The sequence below is a fragment of the Paenibacillus sp. FSL H8-0260 genome (assembly GCF_045040625.1).
In the GTDB taxonomy this organism is placed as follows: Bacteria; Bacillota; Bacilli; order Paenibacillales; family Paenibacillaceae; genus Paenibacillus_AQ; species Paenibacillus_AQ odorifer.
In genome coordinates this window covers 5170740-5190308 of sequence record NZ_CP150298.1, presented here as the reverse complement: position 1 = coordinate 5190308, position 19569 = coordinate 5170740, and the positions used below count along the sequence as shown (strand labels likewise).

24 protein-coding genes, 1 tRNA gene and 1 pseudogene are annotated in these 19569 nt (G+C 43.9%); 17 read left to right on the top strand and 9 right to left on the bottom strand.

Translation table 11 applies throughout. The features are described 5' to 3' along the window. Positions 1 to 184: 184 nt before the first annotated feature. From MHI51_RS23150 to MHI51_RS23130, 5 genes and pseudogenes are all read right to left on the bottom strand, one after another. A pseudogene (locus tag MHI51_RS23150) lies at positions 185 to 277 on the bottom strand (phosphomethylpyrimidine synthase ThiC); the annotation flags it as partial. Between the two features lie 113 nt (positions 278 to 390). Further along, positions 391 to 726 (bottom strand): DUF3139 domain-containing protein, encoded by a 336-nt coding sequence (locus MHI51_RS23145; protein ID WP_076220020.1) that lies wholly within the window; start codon positions 724 to 726, stop codon positions 391 to 393. A gap of 365 nt (positions 727 to 1091) precedes the next feature. Continuing rightward, positions 1092 to 1253, bottom strand: coding sequence for a hypothetical protein (locus tag MHI51_RS23140; RefSeq protein ID WP_155288176.1), 162 nt, complete (start codon positions 1251 to 1253; stop codon positions 1092 to 1094). 66 nt (positions 1254 to 1319) lie between these two features. After that, complete coding sequence (locus MHI51_RS23135; protein WP_076220024.1) at positions 1320 to 1871, bottom strand: ImmA/IrrE family metallo-endopeptidase; 552 nt, start codon at positions 1869 to 1871, stop codon at positions 1320 to 1322. A gap of 163 nt (positions 1872 to 2034) precedes the next feature. Further along, positions 2035 to 2211 carry a YjfB family protein gene (locus tag MHI51_RS23130; protein WP_076098563.1) on the bottom strand — a complete coding sequence of 59 codons (177 nt, stop codon included), beginning with the start codon at positions 2209 to 2211 and terminating at the stop codon, positions 2035 to 2037. 149 nt (positions 2212 to 2360) lie between these two features. On the opposite strand from MHI51_RS23130, the gene MHI51_RS23125 reads away from it, so the two are divergent. Further along, positions 2361 to 2510 (top strand): hypothetical protein, encoded by a 150-nt coding sequence (locus tag MHI51_RS23125; protein WP_155288175.1) that lies wholly within the window; start codon positions 2361 to 2363, stop codon positions 2508 to 2510. Between the two features lie 81 nt (positions 2511 to 2591). Here MHI51_RS23125 and MHI51_RS23120 read toward each other — a convergent pair whose 3' ends face one another. Then, positions 2592 to 3023, bottom strand: coding sequence for a NucA/NucB deoxyribonuclease domain-containing protein (locus tag MHI51_RS23120; RefSeq protein ID WP_076220023.1), 432 nt, complete (start codon positions 3021 to 3023; stop codon positions 2592 to 2594). Positions 3024 to 3129: 106 nt separating this feature from the next. Between MHI51_RS23120 and MHI51_RS23115 the strand changes: the two genes are divergently transcribed. After that, positions 3130 to 3546, top strand: a complete 417-nt coding sequence (locus tag MHI51_RS23115; protein WP_038572821.1) for a cytidine deaminase — start codon at positions 3130 to 3132, stop codon at positions 3544 to 3546. A 174-nt stretch (positions 3547 to 3720) separates the two neighbouring features. Next, the gene (locus MHI51_RS23110; RefSeq protein WP_076220019.1) at positions 3721 to 5196 is read left to right on the top strand and encodes a glycosyl hydrolase; all 1476 of its coding nucleotides are present in this window, start codon (positions 3721 to 3723) and stop codon (positions 5194 to 5196) included. Positions 5197 to 5269: 73 nt separating this feature from the next. Here the strand turns inward: MHI51_RS23110 and MHI51_RS23105 are convergent, their stop codons facing one another. Beyond that, complete coding sequence (locus MHI51_RS23105; RefSeq protein ID WP_076128858.1) at positions 5270 to 5758, bottom strand: PH domain-containing protein; 489 nt, start codon at positions 5756 to 5758, stop codon at positions 5270 to 5272. A gap of 117 nt (positions 5759 to 5875) precedes the next feature. Between MHI51_RS23105 and MHI51_RS23100 the strand changes: the two genes are divergently transcribed. Beyond that, positions 5876 to 6436: a hypothetical protein gene (locus tag MHI51_RS23100; protein WP_076128860.1), complete on the top strand. Its 561-nt coding sequence runs from the start codon at positions 5876 to 5878 to the stop codon at positions 6434 to 6436. A gap of 214 nt (positions 6437 to 6650) precedes the next feature. Continuing rightward, positions 6651 to 6986: a YolD-like family protein gene (locus tag MHI51_RS23095; RefSeq protein ID WP_076128863.1), complete on the top strand. Its 336-nt coding sequence runs from the start codon at positions 6651 to 6653 to the stop codon at positions 6984 to 6986. On the opposite strand, the gene MHI51_RS23090 is transcribed toward MHI51_RS23095, so the two are convergent. After that, positions 6983 to 7147, bottom strand: a complete 165-nt coding sequence (locus MHI51_RS23090; protein ID WP_169744799.1) for a hypothetical protein — start codon at positions 7145 to 7147, stop codon at positions 6983 to 6985. The genes MHI51_RS23095 and MHI51_RS23090 overlap by 4 nt on opposite strands. Before the next feature lie 117 nt (positions 7148 to 7264). On the opposite strand from MHI51_RS23090, the gene MHI51_RS23085 reads away from it, so the two are divergent. From MHI51_RS23085 to MHI51_RS23065, 5 genes are all read left to right on the top strand, one after another. Further along, the gene (locus tag MHI51_RS23085) at positions 7265 to 7951 is read left to right on the top strand and encodes a M15 family metallopeptidase (RefSeq protein ID WP_405173295.1); all 687 of its coding nucleotides are present in this window, start codon (positions 7265 to 7267) and stop codon (positions 7949 to 7951) included. Between the two features lie 75 nt (positions 7952 to 8026). Continuing rightward, positions 8027 to 8503 carry a WGxxGxxG-CTERM domain-containing protein gene (locus MHI51_RS23080; protein WP_076136668.1) on the top strand — a complete coding sequence of 159 codons (477 nt, stop codon included), beginning with the start codon at positions 8027 to 8029 and terminating at the stop codon, positions 8501 to 8503. 158 nt (positions 8504 to 8661) lie between these two features. Beyond that, positions 8662 to 8747, top strand: a tRNA-Leu gene (locus MHI51_RS23075). A gap of 320 nt (positions 8748 to 9067) precedes the next feature. Then, positions 9068 to 10660 (top strand): sensor domain-containing diguanylate cyclase, encoded by a 1593-nt coding sequence (locus tag MHI51_RS23070; RefSeq protein ID WP_342410051.1) that lies wholly within the window; start codon positions 9068 to 9070, stop codon positions 10658 to 10660. Next, positions 10653 to 10799 (top strand): hypothetical protein, encoded by a 147-nt coding sequence (locus MHI51_RS23065; RefSeq protein ID WP_179087010.1) that lies wholly within the window; start codon positions 10653 to 10655, stop codon positions 10797 to 10799. Before MHI51_RS23070 ends, MHI51_RS23065 begins: the two co-directional genes overlap by 8 nt. A 59-nt stretch (positions 10800 to 10858) precedes the next feature. Here the strand turns inward: MHI51_RS23065 and MHI51_RS23060 are convergent, their stop codons facing one another. Continuing rightward, a complete protein-coding gene (locus tag MHI51_RS23060; RefSeq protein WP_076276780.1) occupies positions 10859 to 11884 on the bottom strand; it encodes a ketopantoate reductase family protein in 1026 nt (341 codons plus the stop codon). A gap of 199 nt (positions 11885 to 12083) precedes the next feature. Between MHI51_RS23060 and MHI51_RS23055 the strand changes: the two genes are divergently transcribed. The 7 genes from MHI51_RS23055 (at position 12084) to MHI51_RS23025 (ending at position 19491) form a co-directional block, all read left to right on the top strand. Further along, positions 12084 to 12602: a TetR/AcrR family transcriptional regulator gene (locus tag MHI51_RS23055; RefSeq protein WP_076128868.1), complete on the top strand. Its 519-nt coding sequence runs from the start codon at positions 12084 to 12086 to the stop codon at positions 12600 to 12602. Positions 12603 to 12786: 184 nt separating this feature from the next. Then, entirely contained in the window at positions 12787 to 13473 is a 687-nt protein-coding gene (locus MHI51_RS23050) for a cyclase family protein (protein ID WP_342410921.1), read from the top strand. Between the two features lie 305 nt (positions 13474 to 13778). Next, the gene (locus tag MHI51_RS23045; RefSeq protein ID WP_342410050.1) at positions 13779 to 14747 is read left to right on the top strand and encodes an SIS domain-containing protein; all 969 of its coding nucleotides are present in this window, start codon (positions 13779 to 13781) and stop codon (positions 14745 to 14747) included. A 16-nt stretch (positions 14748 to 14763) separates the two neighbouring features. Beyond that, a complete protein-coding gene (locus tag MHI51_RS23040; protein ID WP_076276782.1) occupies positions 14764 to 15576 on the top strand; it encodes a fructoselysine 6-kinase in 813 nt (270 codons plus the stop codon). A gap of 97 nt (positions 15577 to 15673) precedes the next feature. Then, the gene (locus MHI51_RS23035; RefSeq protein ID WP_342410049.1) at positions 15674 to 16387 is read left to right on the top strand and encodes a GntR family transcriptional regulator; all 714 of its coding nucleotides are present in this window, start codon (positions 15674 to 15676) and stop codon (positions 16385 to 16387) included. Positions 16388 to 16477: 90 nt separating this feature from the next. Beyond that, positions 16478 to 18058 carry an amidohydrolase gene (locus tag MHI51_RS23030; RefSeq protein WP_076276784.1) on the top strand — a complete coding sequence of 527 codons (1581 nt, stop codon included), beginning with the start codon at positions 16478 to 16480 and terminating at the stop codon, positions 18056 to 18058. A 2-nt stretch (positions 18059 to 18060) separates the two neighbouring features. Continuing rightward, entirely contained in the window at positions 18061 to 19491 is a 1431-nt protein-coding gene (locus MHI51_RS23025; RefSeq protein WP_076276785.1) for a YfcC family protein, read from the top strand. Positions 19492 to 19569: the final 78 nt, after the last annotated feature.

Genomic DNA, 19569 nt, shown 5'->3' with positions numbered 1-19569 from the left:
TCGCGGACTCCAGTGACGCTATTCCTTAAAAAGGAGGTCTTATATGGTGTTTTTCATGCCAATAAAGGCTATGGGGTCCGCTACACTTTGAAATGGAGGGTTATACCGCGCATAAGATCAACTGTGTCCGATAGCTGCTAAGAACCACGCCAATGTTATCTGTAGTCAGTGGACCTAATGTCTAAAAAGGGGCTTCGTTACAAGTTTCAAGTTGCTTATCCATACTCTCTTTAGTCAAGTGCATCGGCACATGTCCTGGACCCTCTACCATCACCTGTCTACGCAAACGATGTTTACCTATTTAGAGCAGGGAAGATTAAAAAACGCGTTTGCCCAAGCAGCCAAGTGCTGACTGCTGGACAAACGCGTCTTTTTTATAGGGCAACTCCTTCACGGGAGATTCTCCTCGATATGTTTATATGTATAGCTAGGATCATTACCTTTAACAGGAGCCCTGCTGTATTGAAAGATCCTTCCATTTTCTTTTCGATAAAAGTATCTTGCGTAGGGTTCGTCTGCAAAAATCACCGTGGTACTTACGAGGGGAGCTTTGGCAATCTGGGTGTATACTTTATCAAAATCTTCTTTCTTATAATTTCTCGTCTCTACTAGATAATGAATGACTTCTCTGTTCATATGATTTTGGAAGTAGTGGAAGGATAAGGATGTTATTCCATAGATTAAAAGGATTAGAACGATGAAGATTAGTTTTGTTTTTTTCTTCATTAATTCCCTCCATATAAATAATTTGTATATAGTATAAGATAATATACTGAGACTGGTATGTCATTCATAGATATATGACGCAGGAGGAAGAGAAAATACTGGAGCTGGAGCAGCAAATTAAGATGCTGGAGGACCAGGCAAGTCCGAGGCTGCCGGAGGTGAAAATCTTATAGTTTTAAAATATGGGGTTTTGTCGGTGTATTTGTTATTCTAATTCTTATTGGTGTGATACAGTTTGTATCTGCATAACAGATTATACAAAAAGGCAGCAAATACTGATAGTAATCCAGGCGTAAGCGAAAGAAGAATTGCCGGGATATACTATATTTGCTGCCTTTTAACTTATGAAGAATAATGATTCTCTTTTAGTCCTCTTTGGGTTCTTGCAATAAAATGGAGAAGGTCCCCGTTTCGTGATCCACCTCAATCGTCTCAATGCCCACGAAATCCGGGATTTCGGGGTGTACTGCATCTACATTATAATCCGGATGAGTCAGTAATAATTCAATTACTTTAATGGCTTCCATGTCGTTCCCCCTCACGAGAAATTCCACCATAAATGAATATGCAGAGCACTATTGCAACTAAGCTTATTATCTCCGTGATCCGTTGCGAATATGTGTCAGTCGTTCTTCGTTTCTTCCCATCACGGCCAATAATTGCCCTTGGAACACACGTCTTTGGATCTGATCAATCCGCTGTAAGGCCAGCTCGGCAGGAACTTGAAATTCTGCTGCGAGATAGGAGATGGCATCCTCCCGTTGCTCAGGCAATGTCATGCGGGAGATCATGGAGTAAGGCATCGCCGCATACAAGATAAAACGCTCGGATTCATCCTCCTGTGCCCGCGTGAAATGCTCTGGCATCAAGGTCTGATTATCACTGCCATGGCGAAGGAGGTGACACAGTTCATGAAGAAACTCTAGCCGTTGAAGATTGGCTGGAAGGCGGTTGTCGATAAACAGGCTGTACATCCCTGCAGACGCTTCAATGCTCTTGCTTCTCACATCCAAATAATAAACCCAGATATTAAGCCGCTCTGCAATATACGATATTGAAATTTGTGAAGGCTGATGAAGATTTAATCGCTTGTATAAATCCTCTGTCCATTTCTCAAGCACAGTCATTTGATAATATGATTTCATGTTCTCCAACTTATTCACCTCGTTTAAAATCACTAATAAATCACTAATGGGATCGTATGTTCGCATAAATGTGCAAAAGAAAAGCCCGAAGGGCTATGTAGAGTAAAAAAATGCTAAGGATACACAGGAACATTCGTTCTCATGTATCCTTAGCATAAAGCAATTACACACTAATATCAAGTGTTTTTCCCAAATTAGGAGCAACGCTTTTGCCCAGCATTTCCACCATGGTTTGGCTCTGGGTTTCAGCCTGATTCTTGGCAATATTCATGACCTGTATCCCAACATTTTGAGCTAAGGATGCTTGGCTCATTGCCATTGATAATGCAGCTATATCCATATTGCACCTCCTTTGTGTATATCCTGTTTATCGACTGTCTACCTTCAATTCATTAGGTGATTGGCATTTGTTTGCCAATTCGCCCAAACGGCTTATCTCCTTTTTACATATCTTGTGCTGTAGTCATTAATCATTAGGAGGAATTGAAAATGGGAATGGAACATGGTTGTGGTTGTAACGTAGGTCCGGTAGTAAGTCCAGCATCAGTAGGTCCGGTGTGTAGTCCTTGGACTTCAACAGGAGCAATTCTGGTACTTTTCATCTTGCTGGTTATCATCACTAAAGCTTGCTTATTCTAAGTTAGCTGATGTGCAGTGTAGCCCCATCTGGCGAATGCCAGGTGGGGCTATTCTATTGCCTGGGGCTGGTCAGACAGACCGTTATTTAAACATAAATTCTACCCGGGTTCCGTCTGCATAATCCTCCAGCTGATTGCCAACCCAGCTTCCTGCCCCGCGGTTATCGCTTGGCGTTATGTATTCAATGTCGGCACCAACGCCGCCTTCCTTACACATAGCCATTGGCCATTCATCCCGGTCATACCCCTTTTTAGTGGGAATCCCTTTTAAGGACTCTTTACGGTTCTCTTCAGCCTGCTCTCGGTTAATCGTACATGTGGCGGATTCACCCTTCGCAATGGCATCCTGAATATGTTTGGCGGTCTCAGGATAGCGGTCTGATGGGAAGGTTAGCTGAACAACACTCGAATCGGATGGAGACGAGGGGTCTGTAGGCTCTCCGTTTTGTTCAAACCAGTAACTAGCCAAAGCAAGTAATGCAACAATGATGAGACTGGAGGTCCATTTTTTCACTTTCAAATCTGCTCCTCCTTTTTTGGCACTTAAAATAGTATATCTTATATCATAATTCAGTGCGATTTAATATAATTAGGTAAAATAAAGGAGGACGGAACTGGATATGGAGTACATAATTACCATTGAGGATCAGACGCTTATTACGGCTGCCGAAGATATAATTACCAGGCGTTATGAATGGGGACGGCACCATGTGGGTGCAGCGCTTCGTACTAAAACAGGAGAGATTTTTACAGCGGTACATGTGGAAGCCAGCATGGGGAGGATTACAGTCTGTGCAGAAGCGATGGTGATTGGCAAAGCGATATCCGAAGGTTATAAGGAATTTGATACGATTGTTGCGGTAAGGCATTCTGACCCAGACAGCGAGGAAAAAGAGATTAAAGTAGTCTCTCCCTGCGGCATGTGCCGAGAGTTAATTGCGGATTATGGAATAGACTGCAAGATAATTGTATCGGAGGATGACCGATTAGCTAAATATGAAATCACTGAGCTATTGCCTTTAAGGTACACGAGATAAGAAAAAAAGTAATGAGGAGCCGCGGAGCTCCTTTTTTTGTTGAGCCGTGAATTTATTCAGCAGTTCCTTATATCGTCCCAACTTATTTTACAACTTCATGTCCATTCGCTGAGTTCATGTCATTATTGTCCCCATACTATAACTTAAAAAGATTTAAAAGGATGGTGAGAATAGATGGAGCAGCGGATTATTCGTCAGATGGTTGATTCAGCATCAAGGTTCGTGGGCGATGTGCAGTGGCAGATGGCTTTTCGCAGATTACAAATGGCTCCGGCGGATTCGGGGCTGTCGTCCTCGGCTCAGCTATTGCTGAATACCCTCTATTACTTGCAGGGAAAGGGTGTGATAAGCGGCCAACATGATTATTTGGAAAGTGCAGACGAGCTCATGGAGAAGCTTAAAAATACCAGCGGGGCATATGCTGCGCTGCATGGCTACGAGCTGGGAGCAATCAATAATCAGTCACAGGCTCTAATTGACAATCAACGGAATTGGGTCGTCAGCAGTGCGATACGCTGGTCTAGGGCCGACGGGATTGTAACGATGTGTTATCACGCTGCATTACCGGGGACAGCGCCAACTTGGGGGAATGTAAATACGAGCCTAAGCAATGCTGATTTTGATAAATATATAACCCCAGGTACCACCCAGTATAATGCTCTGTTAGCTGATCTGGATAAGATAGCCCTGTCGCTGAAAAAGCTTAATGACGCAGGGGTTCCTGTACTTTGGCGGCCGTATCATGAAATGAATGGTGGATGGTTTTGGTGGGGGCAAAAGAGCAATTACGCTGCATTGTGGAGCCTTATGTTCGATCGTTTTACCAATTATCATAAGCTGCATAATTTATTGTGGGTTTGGAGTCCAAACGCAAAAAATCAGTGGTGTGATGAGCCGGCAGAATACTATCCGGGCAGTGATAAGGTAGATGTGCTGGCGCTCGACATTTATGACGCGGATTTCAAGATTAGTCATTATGATAATTTATGGGATCTGGGTCGTGGCAAGCTGATTGCGATTGGTGAGAATGGAGAGCTTCCGTCTGCTGAACTGTTGTCCAAAACACAGCCCAAATGGTCTTATCAGCTGACCTGGGGGAAACTCCTCTATGAGAAGAATACCGACGCTGTGATAAAAGCTTTTATGAACGACAAAATGGTATTCACACGAGAGGAGTATGCTGCTGAGGCCGCCGCTTTCGCTGCTATCGGGGATAGTGTGCTGGAGAGTGGACTCTGTGGCCAATATTACAATAACATGACGCTTAGCGGCACGCCTGCACTGTTGCGAACGGATGCCAATATTAACTTTTCATGGAGACAAGGTTCACCTGATCCTGCCATTCGTGTAGATGCATTCTCTGTGCGGTGGAGTGGGAAGCTGACGGCTGCTTTTAGCGAGGTGTATACCATTTATTCCTACTCTGATGATGGGATACGGGTATGGATTGATGGCGGGCTAGTCATTGATAGTTGGGTGAATCAGAGCGGCCAGGAACGAAAAGGGAGTATAAACCTGATTGCAGGTAAGCCGTATGAAATAAAGGTGGAGTATTATGAGAATGCGGGCGACGCCCGGGTTGTTTTGCAGTGGGAGAGTCCGAGCCAGATCAAGGGGGTTATCCCAGCGGGGGCATTTTATCTTCCTTAAAAAAGAGTACTTCAAGTGTGCAAGCGCAAGCAAAAAGCCCCGGTTTTCCGGGGCCTTTTTACGTATGAACGTCTTAAATTTGCTCGCGGTAGCTAATGTTGTTGGCGATCTTCTCGTCACGAACGGCTTTGCGCAGAACATCTTTGACGGTTTGGGCATCATGGATTTTTCGAAAAAGAAGCTGAGGCGCTGAGGCATCATCAGAAAATACAGTTAATGATCCAATGCCAAGCATCCGGTCCATGATAGACTGTTTTACGGATAAATCGCGTACGCGCAGCAATTCGATTTCTTCAACATTTTTACCGATAAGTCCGGTCTTTACCATAATACGCTGACTTGTAATGGTATATGAAGTTGTGTTAAGTCCTACGATTCCTTTGAGTCGATCCGAGATGCCGGCAGGTTTGCCTTTCCAGAGCACGACTTCTTGAATGACATGATTATCTACTGCTGGTCGATGAGCGGTTACTGGAGCGGTACCGTCAAGGCTGGTTCCACATTCTCCACAAAATTTAGCGCCCTGCTTGTATTCCGCTCCACAGGTGGTGCAATAAGGCATAAATACTCTCCTTTCCTGATCACAATTAAAATAATTATAACATAACAGTCATTTTACATATATTTCATTTGCGCTTTACACAAACCGACATTATCCTGTTAAGTGGAGGGATAAATAATGAAAAAAGCTTTACTAATAGGAATGCTGATGATGACTGTCATCCTTAGCGCCTGCAGCAATAATTCAACTTCATCGGCACCTGCCACGGAGGAAGAAGTGCAGGAGACCGTGCAAAACTTCTACAATGAAATGTCTAAACTTGAAGAGTCAGGAAAAACTTCTTTAGCGGAGTTCAACGAAGCCATTGCGGGTTATTCAGCAGGAGAACTCACGGACAAGCAGTTGGAGAAGAAAATTAAGCAATTCCAGAGTACCGCAACAGATTTATCGAATCAAGCCGAGAAAGTAAAAATTTCCTCCAGCTTGCCTGAAGACATTCGTAAGTTGCTCGAAGAGTCTAAAGTTGCCTTTGAAAGTGCTTATTCTTTAAAAGAAGAGGCCTCTCAAGGTGCTGATTCCGCAAACGTTACGGCTGAGCAATTTAATGAATTGAATCAGAACGCTGATGTAGCGATGTTATTCGGTATTTCCAAGCTTAACGAGGCAAGAGAAGCAACAGGACTTATAGACTCCGAAGGTCAGGCTACCTCAGAGTCTGGGGACGTTGTTCAAGAATAAATCAAATCAGGCGCTGCGCAGTTTATCTGTCAGCGTTTTTTTGCTGCGAATTTTATCTTGAATAGATATACATTAATATACATCTTTTGAATAAAGAGTAACCCTTAAAAAGGTATCTTTTTCCTGATTATTGATTAATATGCGAAGATGCGGATATAATACAAACATACGTTCGTGTTTAGAGGAATAGATATATAATTAAGGAGGGGTTACCATGGGCAAAAAGCTGGAGAAAAACGGGCTGTGGGAAAGCAGCCGCATGATGCTGCCGGAGCATAAGATACGAATTATAAGAGATGAACGGGAAACGCTGCGCCGCATCAAGCCTATTCTGGATGAGCAGAAGCTGGAGGAGATTGAATGTACACTGGCTTTGTCGTTGCGGAGTCATGTACGAGTGACAGTTGTTCTTTTTGACCCTTTTGAAAATACGATGTTAAGTGGTTTTGTGACTTCCATTCACACCCACTCGCGTGAGTTTAAGCTGCAGTGGGCGGAGGAATGGAAGTGGATCGATGTGGATGATATTGTCGAGGTCTACATCGTTTAATGCTGAGAACCGTTGCCTTCGCTTTTCTCATAAGCGATTAAGGTAACGGTAGGATTACCGGTCAGATGTGCAATGGAAGCTTCAGCATTCCGAATAATTTCCAGTGCTTCTTCCTGTTCACTAAGGGCTGCAACTTTATAGCTATCGCTATGAATATCCATATGTCTCCCACCTTTCGTTAAATATTTTGTCCTTTTTTGTGGAAATCATCCTAAGGGGGACAGGGGTACAGGCAAATAGGGCAAAGGCATCATTGAATATACCAAAGGGGTGATTCTATGCTGACTTTGGAGCAATTGAGGGAAAAATCCGCGGCGCGTCTGGTCGGGCTTCATCCTGTCTTGGCGGCAGGTGCGAATGTTTTGATTCAGCAAAGCCATGCGAGAGGAGTCCCTATCGTTATTACTCAGGGTCTACGGACCATTGGTGAGCAAAATGCTTTGTATGCGCAGGGTAGAAGCAAACCAGGACCGATAGTTACCAACGCTAAAGGCGGTACCAGCTATCATAATTATGGTCTTGCGTTTGATTTTGCGCTTTTGCTGCCGAATGGCACTAGCCTTTCTTGGGATATCAATCGTGATGGTGATAAGGATAAGACAGCAGATTGGCAAGAGGTTGTACAGGAGGCTAAGCGGCTTGGTTTAGAATGGGGCGGGGACTGGACCTCTTTTAAAGATTATTCACATCTGCAAATGACTTTCGGTTTAACTATAGATCAACTTCGGGCAGGTAAACGTCCAACGACGGACCAAGCCAAAGAGGCTTTAAAAAAGATTACCGGAGGGGATGATCAGGTGAACAAAGACGTTACAGTGACCATTAACCTAAACGGCCGCAAGCTTACCGATGGCGTTCTCGATACCGGAACAACCTATGTACCCATACGTGCGCTGGCTGAGGCGCTTGGAGCAAAGGTTACTTATGATGCTGTGACTAAGACAGTTAATGTAGTAAAAGAGTAAAACCACCATGCATAGACAGTGCCGTCCAAGGGGAAATTATCAGTGATAACTAACCTTAAAGGGAGGCATAACACTGTGAACAAGCTGATAACAAGCCTTGCATGCGGTACTGTATTATCAATGAGTCTAATGGGAGCTAGCTATGCATCAAATGCCGTGGGATCAGCAGCATTGGGCGGTATCCCAGCCGCGAATACCGGGATGGATGGGACTGCGGAACACACTCGGATGATGAACACGGAAGGCAATTTAATGAACGGCACCACTGGAACGCTGAATCAGCATGAGAGCATTATGAAAGATAAGATCCGCATCGATGATAATTACAGACCTAACAACTACAACACCAATAACTACAATGACACCCGAAATAACTACAGAACCAACAGCACTGTCAACCCGGCAACCAACACCACACAGACCGGCAAATACCGTGCAACTAGTACAACAACGAATGCTGCAACTAACAAAGGATCTAATTGGGGCTGGCTCGGTCTGCTTGGACTTTTGGGTCTTGCCGGAATGAGAAGCAGAAGTGACGAGCGTAGATAATCCGCGTTTATAATAACCCGTATCGGTTCTGGCTGAACGGGTTATTTTTATTGTGAATAAATTTTTTCGAAAAAGGATTGCGCGTTATCGATATTCATGATATTATATTTCTTGTCGCGTTATATGTGAACAACGTATGAAGCTTCAACACATAATATGCCGGGGTGGCGGAACAGGCAGACGCACAGGACTTAAAATCCTGCGGTACGTGAGTACCGTACGGGTTCGACCCCCGTCCTCGGCATCATAGTGAAAACCTTGAGAAATCAAGGTTTTTTTTGTTTTTCTTGAGTAAAACTTCCGTCAAAAGCTAAAGGTTCTGTGTGTCTTGGAATCACATCCGAGCTCACAGAATCAGGTTGATAACACTCCTTTTCAGTGCTTGTCTAATCGCAAGCTTTGGAGAGGAGTTTTTTTAATATGGAAGATTTCATGAACCGCCGTATATCAAACGGTACGCACAGTGGTATGAGAGATCCGAGCCTTTTGATTACTGTCGAATAACATCTTAATTTGTTGTATTATTGATTAATCTAGTTTTCAAGAACCAAGGAGGGTTAAAGTTTGCTTACACTGAGAAGAGCCGACCCGGGTCAAAGTAAAAAGCTCAGTCTTACATCGCTGCTTACGGGCTTGGTTACGCTGGTGGTTCTACTAACCTCAAGCATTCTTCTGATTGGCTCTTACGAGTCCAAAAAACAATCATTGATGGAGACTACACTCCATCTGAATTACTACAACGCTGACCGAATGACCAAAACAATGGATTCCTTATTTCAGTCCATGCGCAGCAGTTTGGAATACAGTGCTGACATACTCTCCGATGACGAAACCTCAACGCCGAAGCAAGTGGATGATAATTTGGAACTGATGCGCAATAGTAGCAATTACTTCAATTCTATCGCCGTGCTCGATGCCGACGGGCTGATCCGCAATGTAGTACCGGCTAGTTTGGGGTCAGCAGGAAACCATATTACTTCTAAGGTCGGTTTGGAAGCTCTGGCGTTAAAAAAACCTTACATATCCTCCCCCTACATGACCCAAACCACAAAGAGACTAATCGTTTTTATGAGTCAGCCGATTTTTAGCAAGAATGGTACATATCGCGGTATTTTGAGCGGCACATTTTATCTGCAGGAGAACAATATTTTGTCTATGATTTTTGGCGACAATAACGTGGACGATTCTGGCTCCTATTATTATATTGTGGATTCAAGTGGGCATCTGTTGTACCACCCGGATAAGCAGCTCATTGGGGAGGATGTCAGCAATAACAAGGTTGCGCAGAAACTCATGAATGGGGAGAGTGGGGAACAGCAAGTGCGTAACACCCGTGACGTTGAAATGCTTGCCGGATACTCCAGCGTTCCAGCCAACGGATGGGGAATTGTGGTCGTTTCGCCGATTAGTGTCATCCATCATCAACTGATGGGGCACCTTCGGACCATTCTCTGGTATTCGTTGTTTCCGTTCATTATCCTCCTGATGGGCGTCATTCTCGTAGCACGCAAGCTGGCCCGGCCTTTTGTGTACCTGGCAAATCTGGTGAGCAGAATGGGCAAGGAGAAGATTGAATTGCCAGAAGCGAAGCCGCAATGGAGCCGAGAGGCAGATCTGCTGACCAAGGCTGTGTTGCTTGCCATGACGGATATTCAGAAGCAGACGGATCAACTGACCCAAGAGGCTACGACGGATGCTCTGACCGGTTTAATGAACCGGAGATCGTTAGAGTATACGATGAGTCAGTGGATTGACTCAGGACAACCGTTTTCGCTCATTGTACTGGATGTAGACAAATTCAAACTCGTGAACGACACTTACGGTCATCTCATCGGCGACGAAGTGCTGAAACATGTAGCCAAAGTTATAGTTACCTCGGTTCGTCCAGACGATGTTTGCTACCGCTACGGCGGTGAAGAGTTCATCATCTTGCTAGCCCACACAAGACCTGAGGAAGCTTTCATCATAGCTGAAAGAGTCCGGCGGGCAATGGAACAAAGCAGGGGGCCAATCGAGACACAGGTTACAATCTCTCTAGGAATCGCCCATTATCCTTTTCATACATTGGAGCGGGAGGGGCTGCTGGAGAAGGCGGATCAGGCGTTATACTTGGCCAAGAGCAGGGGAAGAAACCAGACGAGGGTCGCTGATGTTTGAAACAATGGCTACGCAGACCTGCCATGTGTGGGCTGACCGAATGCTGCACATCAGCACGGGTGGCCCAAGTCAGCGGGCAGCAAAGGACGAAAGTGTAACCTTCCAAGCTGAACAAGGAAAATGTTATTCGCTATTATGAATGTTCGGAGCGGAAACAGTATTTCATCTTTGATGAAATACTGTTTTTTTGTGTGAATGTTATTTATGTTCAACACGTTGCAATAATTCCTTTAAAGCCTTCATCTGCCGGCCTTGAAGTTCTCCCTCTACAATCGAATTCCGTATAGATTCTACATCCTGAGCCTTCACTTTACCCCCATGATGGAAACGATTGAATGCTTGATAATCTAGCGGCAGCATATCTTGTTCCATTTTGAGATGTATTTTTGCTGTCATGCGTGGCCCCATCACAAAACTCATAATCTTACCGATTAGACCATGCTTGGGCAGGGATGCTATTTCACCCTGAGCACGGCAAGCGAGCTGCCAAAGATCTTTATTTGCAATAACGGCTGAGAATTTAGGCCAACCTACGATATCACAAGCAGCGTATACAGGAAAACCTATACTAGAGTAAATATTGAACATCGCCGGACTTACTTGACCACAGCGTGAGACCCCAGAGTTATTGTACAGTGCGCTAAATTGTTTGGCAGCTGATTTATTATTGTTCTCGACCTGGAAACCGACCTTGTTCGCCGGATGTTTGTAACAGACAATGGCTTGGTTAATGAGTTTGGGGTCTGTTGGTGCATGCACAGGCAAATCAGCCTTGGATTGATGACTTAACGTACCCAGTATTCCTCTTAACAGCTGGTCTTCCGGAATTCTCATGTACTGAATGTAATGTTCACGAATCCCGCTTCCAAACGCACTCATAATCACCGTAGTTTTAGAATTACGAACGACATCTCCCAATTTGGATAACGTAGCTACGCCTTCTGGTGAACGGCTCACATTTCCGTCCAATGTAATAATAATAAATTGATACTGCTGAGGTTCTATTTCTTCTATATCTTCTATGACATTAAAGTTGCTAAAATCTTTCAATGTAGCATCGTCATAGCAATATAGTTTCTGAGGAGGAGCGAAGTCTGCTTTTCGTCCTTTTCGTACAAGAAAGGTAACATCGGTGCCTGATAAGTGTAGATGGTAACCTACAGAGAAACCTACTGCTCCTGCACCTACTATAAGAATGTTTGTTTTATCTGAAGTGATTGTCATTGTTAGTTCATCTCCTTGTATTATATAAAAATAGATTTTGGCTTATTAATTCCTCATTAAGTGGACATGTGTTGATTTAATGTCGTGTTGTCAGTATAATCTATACGTCTGAACAATCACAATAATCAATACCTTTGTAAATGTTATGAAGTAAACAGATTACATCTATGATGTTGAAAGGATAGAACAGGAGGAGCATATGGTTGGAACCAAGAATAACAGAAGAACTAAATATACGATTAATCTCATTAAAGAGAGCTTCCTGGTTTTATTAGAAACTAAAAAGTTACCTCAAATAACGGTCACTGAAATATGTAACTACGCTGATATCAACCGTGGCACCTTTTATTTGCACTACAAAGATCCTTTTGAATTATTTGAAGTGATGCAGAATGAATTTAATAAAGAATTGGTGGAAGCATTACAAGAAGGAGGCAGTCCTTGCACATCTGAAGAATCCATGGTCAAACTGTTAAACATTATTCAAGATAAGAAAACCATGTATCAGCTTCTAATTTCAGAGAGTGGAAAAAGTGAATTTTTAACACGAGTTTTACTTGAACAAAATTGGAACGAACCCTTTCTAAGGGACTATTCTTTCACTTACAAGGTTTATGGATCTATTGGAGTTATTAATCAGTGGCTCGAGTCCAATGGTGGAGAAAGTCCGCAAACCATTGCCAATATAATTTATTCTTTGGGTCATCAGAACAAATAGTTTGAAAAATACACACTAAGAGTGGCATTTTAGGAAGCTATATAATAATTACTGCAATAATGTACTATTTATCAACAACTTTAAGCTGTAATATTATCGTTACATTATCGGACCAGCACAATTCCTGTACAAAAAAATGAGTATACGTAGAGGGGAATTATGTGATCTATAGGAGCGTGTTACTATTTCAAAATTCGTCGAAATTGGTTACCCAATTTATGAAGGAATGCCTATTTTTCCAGGATTACCAGAAGTGAAATTAGATCCTAGAGAGCGCTTGATTAAAGGAGATGAATGGAACGGAAGTGTGTTAAGCATTTATCTTCATGCTGGTACCCATGTCGATGCACCATGGCATCATTTGAATAACGGTAAGGGGATAGATGCTGTTCCTATAGAAGACTTCATCTACAGAAACCCACTATTAATTGACTGCCCGCTTGGCCTAAACGGCTTTATCACAATCGATATGCTTGAGGAATATGAAGAACTTAATGAAGCGGATATTCTAATCTTCAACACGAGCTATTGGAAACACAGAGATACGGATTTCGAAAAATACGCCAATAATTTTCCTGCTGTCTCTCCGGAAGCTGCCGAATACATCCGGACGAAGCTCCCAAACTGCAAAGCAGTAGCTATTGATACCTTGAGCATTGAAAATTTGGCAGAAGCAAAAAGAAACGGCTATTTTGTCCATCATGCCTTTTTAGATCATGAGAAATATAAAGAGCCGACAATGCTCATTTATGAAGATATTAACCCAGCTCCATTAGTTGGCAAAAAACTCATTTCTGCCTTCGCAGCACCACTTCGTATTAAAGACCATGATGCTTCTATCATTAATGTAATCGTTGAAATAGAAGATTAAAGGCTATTCAGTAGTAGTTGTTTCGCCTGTGATTATATCTGCAATATCATCTCGGACTGTTCCTGTACCGTAGGGGTTCTATCCCCGTCATTACCATCCTCGATTAGAAGATCGCATGACTCTCATGAAATATTGAGGTCATGCGATTTTTTATTTTAAAAATCAGAGCATTACAGATCGTCGCTGCCGAAGATAATTTGGAGTTTTATTCTGAATAAATTAATAGTTGACAGCATTTTTGAAAGCGGTTATATTTATCTCGTAAACAATACGTTATATAACGTTATATCAAAGGAGAGAATCAAATGAATACAAATCAGGTTGTTCAAAGTATCCGTGAAAAAGTGGCAGAGGGGATTTCAGAGGTATATTTTGTAGCTTGTGGGGGTTCACTGGTTGATATGTATCCCGCGAAATATTTTCTGGATAGTGAAGCGAAGAAACTGGTAGCGGGGCTCTATACGGCGAATGAGTTTGTTCATGTATTGCCTAAACGTCTGGGCACACAATCGGTAGTAATCGTTTGTTCCCACGGCGGAAATACACCGGAATCGGTAGCTGCGGCGCAAGTAGCCAAACAGCATGGAGCGCACACCATTGGCCTAACCCATAACAAGGAAGCTGCGCTGCTGAATTACTCTGATTTTTCTTTCTTGTATGCATGGGGAGATGACAGCAATGTCAAAAACAACCCGATGGCTATCATTCTGGATCTCGCTACTCAATTGTTAGATGTGGCTGAAGGGTATGCGCATATTGAAGCTTTTCAAAAAGGATTGGAAGCCATCGACGGCATTATTAACCAGGGTAAAAAGCAGGTCGCTCCACGTGCCCGTGTGTTTGCCGACAAATACCGTAATGAGGAGCTTTATTATATCTTGACGAGTGGAGCTTCGTACGGACATGCTTATGGATTTGCAATTTGTTCTTTGATGGAAATGCAGTGGCTGCATGCTGCGGCGATTCACTCCGGTGAATTCTTCCATGGTCCTTTTGAAGTGACGGATAAAGAAACCCCATTCATCCTAATGATTAATGAAGGGCGCACCCGTGAGCTGGATGAACGGGCACGGACTTTCCTGAATCAGTATGCAGAGAAAGTCGAAGTGATTGATGCTAAAGAGCTGGGAATTGGTACAATTGCTGATGAAGTTGTGGAATTCTTTAATCCGGTATTATTCTACAGTATCATTTGTGTCTATCGCGAGGCTCTTGCCGAGGTGAGAAATCATCCGCTAGAAACCCGCCGTTATATGGGGAAAGTAGCCTACTAATCGGGAGGATAAAACCATGAAAGTGCTAGGTATTGGCGATAATGTGGTAGACAAGTATGTTCATCAGCGTACGATGTATCCCGGCGGCAATGCGCTCAACTTTAGTGTTTTCGCCAAAGGTGAAGGAGCTGACGCGGCTTTCCTCGGTGTTTTCGGCGATGATGACGAGGCACGTCTTGTGGAAAATACGCTGCAGCAGCTGGAAATCGATATCTCACATTGCAGACATCATAGCGGAGAGAACGGATGTGCACGGGTAACCTTAGAGAATGGGGAACGGGTATTTCTGGGCAGCAACGAAGGCGGGGTTACCAGACTGAATCCAATAGCGTTGAGTGAAGCTGACAGAGAATATATCCGCGGGTTTGATATCATCCATACAGGGCTTTATAGTCACACCGGACATTTGCTGGCGGAGCTGAATGAACTGGGGATTCCCCTCTCTTTTGATTTCTCCGATGACTTCGAGGATGTGCAGGTAGAACGGTATATTGGCAATGCGGATTTTGCTTTCTTTTCCTGCAGCCATATGACGGATGAAGAGACGCAGAATTTTATTGAGACTAAACGCAGAAGAGAAGGCCAAGTATTGGTGGCAACACGCGGGGGAGACAGATCCATTGCCTATGATGGAACAAGCTTTTATTATCAGACCCCGGAGCTTATTGAGGCTGTTGATACGATGGGAGCAGGCGACTCTTATATTACTGCCTTTTTAATGAGTATGATTAAGGATGGTGATATTCAAGCTGCTATGCGGGAAGGCTCCAGATTAGCGGCCAAGAGCTGTATGGTGGAAGGTTCCTTTGGATTCGGGGCTTCTTATTAACAACGGATGCGTACTTATCTTTGCTTGTGAAAAAGAGGATCGTTTGTTACTCTAACAATAGAGTAATATAACGTTATATAACAAGTGAGGGTAAATCATGTTAAATTCAGAGCAGGCAGAGCCATTATATATTCAATTGAAAAAAGCGGTCCAATCTGCCATTGCGAACGGTACCTTTAATTCAGGAGATAAAATTCCTACTGAAATTGAGCTTAGTGAAACCTATAATGTCAGCCGAATTACTGTTAGGAAAGCTATAGAGGAATTGGTGAATGAGGGATTTCTGACGAAACGCCAGGGCAAGGGCACTTTTGTCAATGCACAAAAGATCGGCCGCAAAATTGAGCATATCATCAGTTTTACGGCGGCCTGCAAAGCCAATGGAGTTTCATCGCACAGCGTCGTTACAGAGAGAATTAAGCTTAAAGCCGATCAGGAAACCGCGGAGCGGCTGCAAATACAGCAGGGGGAACCGGTGTTATATATTCAACGTAAAAGATATGCCGGGGAGAGACCTCTAATGCTGGAAAATAACTATTATTCGTATGACCGTTTTTCTTTCTTAATGGATGAACAGCTTGAAGGATCGGTATATGAGCTGCTGCGGAACCGCTATCATATTGATCCCAATCAGCCAGGCGAATCAATATTGCAAATCACCTTGGCTGATGAACAGCAAGCGAAGTTACTGGAGATTCCCATTGGTGACCCTTTATTCTATATGAACACTATTATTTATGATCAGGACAGTCAGCCGGTTCATGTAGGCAAGCAGTACATTATCGGTGACCGTTATCAATTTACTTTATAATTCATTCTTCTTCTTGCGGTAAGCGGGAAGCAGAAGCTTCGATATAACGTTATAAGTCGTATTATTAATCGGCAGAAAGGCGTTGAAATCATGGAAGCAGTTAAACATGGTTTTGCAGATCGGGTACTATTGTCTAATGCAGTATTTACAGGAATAGAAGATGGCGTTTCACCAGCATTTATTGCCCTGCAAGGGGAGCGCATCGTCGCGGTTGGTCACCCGGCAGAAGCAGAGGAATGGATAGGACCGGCAACATTTGTTCATCATCTGAAGGATGCGTTCATTATGCCTGGTGTACATGATAACCATGTCTTTTTTACCGGTTACATGTCCATGCACCGTGGAGTGGATCTGACGAATGTCGCTACAATCCAAGAGGCTTTAGAGTTGCTAAAACAAGAGGCAGAAAAAACACCCTTAAAGCAAAATGTATACGCTTACGGGTGGAGTGAAGAGTGTTGGGGCGAGCTTCCGGGGCAAAGCTTATTAGACGAAGCTTTTACTGAAAGGGCTGTAATAGCCATTAATTTGACGAAAAGCTATTGTTGGATGAACAAGCTTGCTCAGGATAAGTATCAGTTTCTCCCTAACCAATGCAGCGCGGAATCACGCGCCCGTCTCCTTCATGACATGATGCAGGATCAGGAATTAGTCAGACAAGAGTTTTTGGACTTTGCCCGGATGCTTGCTAAGCGGGGTGTCACTTCGATAAAAGATATAGGTTTTGACAGGCATAGCGGTTTGCTGCCGGTCCTTGAAGAGCTGGAAGCAGCGGGAGAGCTGCCGTTGCGGGTCCATTTTGCGCTTGAACCTGTATTGCAGCCGATTGATATTTCCACGGGTTTGCAGTACAAAGGGCGTTATCAAGGAGAATTTCTTCGGTTTCAGGGATATAAGCTGATGTTGGATGGTGTGGTAGCTGATCATACGGGAGATATGCTGGTGCCTTATGCGGATATGCCAGGTGTTACAAACTTGCAGTCAGTTGATTACGAAGGGTTAGAAGAGGCATTTCGGGCAGCAGACAGCCATGGAATGAAATGTTGTCTAACAGCTGAGGGGGATGCGGCAATTCGTAAGGCAGTAGACATGATCGAAGATTGCAATCGTAACCGGGGAGCACAGCGGATTAGGCATTCAATCAGCGATTTGGAATATCCACATCCCGATGACATTCAGAGGATGGGGGAGAATGGGATTTTTGCCGAGGTATATGCCCAGATTTTGCTCTTGAATCCTTCTTATGAGGATGCTTATATGGCTGCTGTGGCCGGAAAAGAAAATGAAAGCCGGTTTTATAATTACAAGTCCATGCTTGAGGCCAATGTTCCGATTACGATAGGTACAGATTTGCCGCTTTTCCTCACCAGTGTTCCTGATTCGCTCTATGCGGCTTCTTTTCGGCTGTTCCCTGATGGATCCCCTCCGGGAGGCTGGAATTTCGAGCAGGGGATGCCGGCATCAGAAGTCTTAAAGGCCTGGACGATTAACGGGGCCAGACATTGCGGTATGGAAAGTACAGGAACCTTGGAAGTTGGAAAAGCTGCTGACATCGCTGTATTTGACCGTAATCTTCTGGATACAGCTGCAACCGAGATTAGAGATGCACGTGTGATTTTGACAATTACTTCCGGTCAAATCACCTATGATGCTGCCAGGAACGAGGGGTAGAAATGGAAACGGTTAAACGTAAAATAAAATGGTCCCTTCCTCATAGTTATACATTGATTTTTCTGATTATCGTGGCTATTGCCGGATTAACCTGGATTGTCCCGAGCGGCCAATTTGACCGCCAGGAAGTGCTGGTGGATGGTTCCTCCAGAACAGCCATCATCCCGGGAACCTATCATACCGTTCCTAAAATCAGTGAGCAAGGGGATTTGCGACAAGGATTCGCTCAAATTGCCAGTGCGCCGTTGGAGGGAATCATCAATGCTGCTGATGTCGTCGCCTTCGTCCTGATTGTAGGGGGAGCTTTTGGAATTATTCTGCAGACGGGGGCGATTGACCGGGCACTGATGGCTTTAGCCGGAAGACTCAAAAGTAAAGGGATATTACTGATTCCGATAGCCATGGTGATTTTTAGCCTGGGGGGTTCCACCTTTGGGATGAGTGAAGAAATCATTCCGCTTTACGCTATTTTTATACCGTTAATGTTTGCCTTGGGCTTTGACTCCATGACGGCGATTCTAATTTTATTTCTCGGAACACAGATCGGCTATGTCGGATCAACCGTTAATCCTTTCTCTGTATTGATTGCGCAAGGCGTAGCAGGGGTGCAGGGAAATCCACAGCTATGGCTGAGATTTATTGAATGGGTTGTTTTTACTGCGATATCGATTGGTTTTACGATGTGGTATGCGCAACGGGTGAAGAAGAATCCGGAGAAATCAGCGGTATTCCAAAATGATATTCTAAACCGCCAACACTTCATCAAGGAGAATGATGGGATAGAAGTAAGTTTCTCCAATCGGGATAAATTAATTATTGGCGGCTTCATCTTTACCTTGGGGCTTATTGTCTGGGGAATACTGAGCAAAGGCTGGTATATGACTGAGATCGGAGCGCTTTTCTTTGCACTTGGTATTTTTTCGGGGATTGTCACCCGGATGAGTCAAAAGGAAATTGCCGAGAATTTTGTTAAAGGTTGCGGGGAATTTATCTACGCTGCTGTGATCATCGGTTTAGCCCGGGGGATCCTCGTCGTTGCAGAGAACGGGATGATTATCGATACCATTTTGAATGGCCTAGCTACTATGCTTAAGGGTTTACCGAATTACTTGTTCACCACCATCATGCTGGTCGTGCATAATATTATTACGTTCTTGGTTCCTTCGTCATCAGGAGAGGCGGCCTTGACGATGCCAGTGCTTGCACCATTAGGCGATCTTGTGGGTGTTAACCGCGAAGCGGTAGTAACCGCATACCAATTTGGAAATGGACTAACGAATCTCATTTCGCCAACAGGCGGTGTGCTGCTGGCAGGTTTGGCCATCGCCCGGATCAATTTTGGACAATGGTTAAAGGTAATACTCAAGCTGTTTCCGATTCTTTGGCTGGTGGCGGCAATCTTTGCCGCAGTTTCCTCAGCTGTGGGCATGTAGTGGATAACATATTGCAAAGCCATGCGGGATTTCCCGCAGAAGATAATCAAAATCCCAAGGTCATACTGACCTTGGGAT

What these genes read in the sequence shown, in the direction of transcription:
- MHI51_RS23145 (WP_076220020.1), bottom strand. Translation starts at nt 726, where the DNA reads ATGAAGAAAAAAACAAAACTAATCTTCATCGTTCTAATCCTTTTAATC.
- MHI51_RS23140 (WP_155288176.1), bottom strand. Translation starts at nt 1,253, where the DNA reads ATGGAAGCCATTAAAGTAATTGAATTATTACTGACTCATCCGGATTAT.
- MHI51_RS23135 (WP_076220024.1), bottom strand. Translation starts at nt 1,871, where the DNA reads ATGAAATCATATTATCAAATGACTGTGCTTGAGAAATGGACAGAGGAT.
- MHI51_RS23130 (WP_076098563.1), bottom strand. Translation starts at nt 2,211, where the DNA reads ATGGATATAGCTGCATTATCAATGGCAATGAGCCAAGCATCCTTAGCT.
- MHI51_RS23125 (WP_155288175.1), top strand. Translation starts at nt 2,361, where the DNA reads ATGGGAATGGAACATGGTTGTGGTTGTAACGTAGGTCCGGTAGTAAGT.
- MHI51_RS23115 (WP_038572821.1), top strand. Translation starts at nt 3,130, where the DNA reads ATGGAGTACATAATTACCATTGAGGATCAGACGCTTATTACGGCTGCC.
- MHI51_RS23110 (WP_076220019.1), top strand. Translation starts at nt 3,721, where the DNA reads ATGGAGCAGCGGATTATTCGTCAGATGGTTGATTCAGCATCAAGGTTC.
- MHI51_RS23105 (WP_076128858.1), bottom strand. Translation starts at nt 5,758, where the DNA reads ATGCCTTATTGCACCACCTGTGGAGCGGAATACAAGCAGGGCGCTAAA.
- MHI51_RS23100 (WP_076128860.1), top strand. Translation starts at nt 5,876, where the DNA reads ATGAAAAAAGCTTTACTAATAGGAATGCTGATGATGACTGTCATCCTT.
- MHI51_RS23095 (WP_076128863.1), top strand. Translation starts at nt 6,651, where the DNA reads ATGGGCAAAAAGCTGGAGAAAAACGGGCTGTGGGAAAGCAGCCGCATG.
- MHI51_RS23090 (WP_169744799.1), bottom strand. Translation starts at nt 7,147, where the DNA reads ATGGATATTCATAGCGATAGCTATAAAGTTGCAGCCCTTAGTGAACAG.
- MHI51_RS23085 (WP_405173295.1), top strand. Translation starts at nt 7,265, where the DNA reads ATGCTGACTTTGGAGCAATTGAGGGAAAAATCCGCGGCGCGTCTGGTC.
- MHI51_RS23065 (WP_179087010.1), top strand. Translation starts at nt 10,653, where the DNA reads ATGTTTGAAACAATGGCTACGCAGACCTGCCATGTGTGGGCTGACCGA.
- MHI51_RS23060 (WP_076276780.1), bottom strand. Translation starts at nt 11,884, where the DNA reads ATGACAATCACTTCAGATAAAACAAACATTCTTATAGTAGGTGCAGGA.
- MHI51_RS23055 (WP_076128868.1), top strand. Translation starts at nt 12,084, where the DNA reads ATGGTTGGAACCAAGAATAACAGAAGAACTAAATATACGATTAATCTC.
- MHI51_RS23045 (WP_342410050.1), top strand. Translation starts at nt 13,779, where the DNA reads ATGAATACAAATCAGGTTGTTCAAAGTATCCGTGAAAAAGTGGCAGAG.
- MHI51_RS23040 (WP_076276782.1), top strand. Translation starts at nt 14,764, where the DNA reads ATGAAAGTGCTAGGTATTGGCGATAATGTGGTAGACAAGTATGTTCAT.
- MHI51_RS23035 (WP_342410049.1), top strand. Translation starts at nt 15,674, where the DNA reads ATGTTAAATTCAGAGCAGGCAGAGCCATTATATATTCAATTGAAAAAA.
- MHI51_RS23030 (WP_076276784.1), top strand. Translation starts at nt 16,478, where the DNA reads ATGGAAGCAGTTAAACATGGTTTTGCAGATCGGGTACTATTGTCTAAT.
- MHI51_RS23025 (WP_076276785.1), top strand. Translation starts at nt 18,061, where the DNA reads ATGGAAACGGTTAAACGTAAAATAAAATGGTCCCTTCCTCATAGTTAT.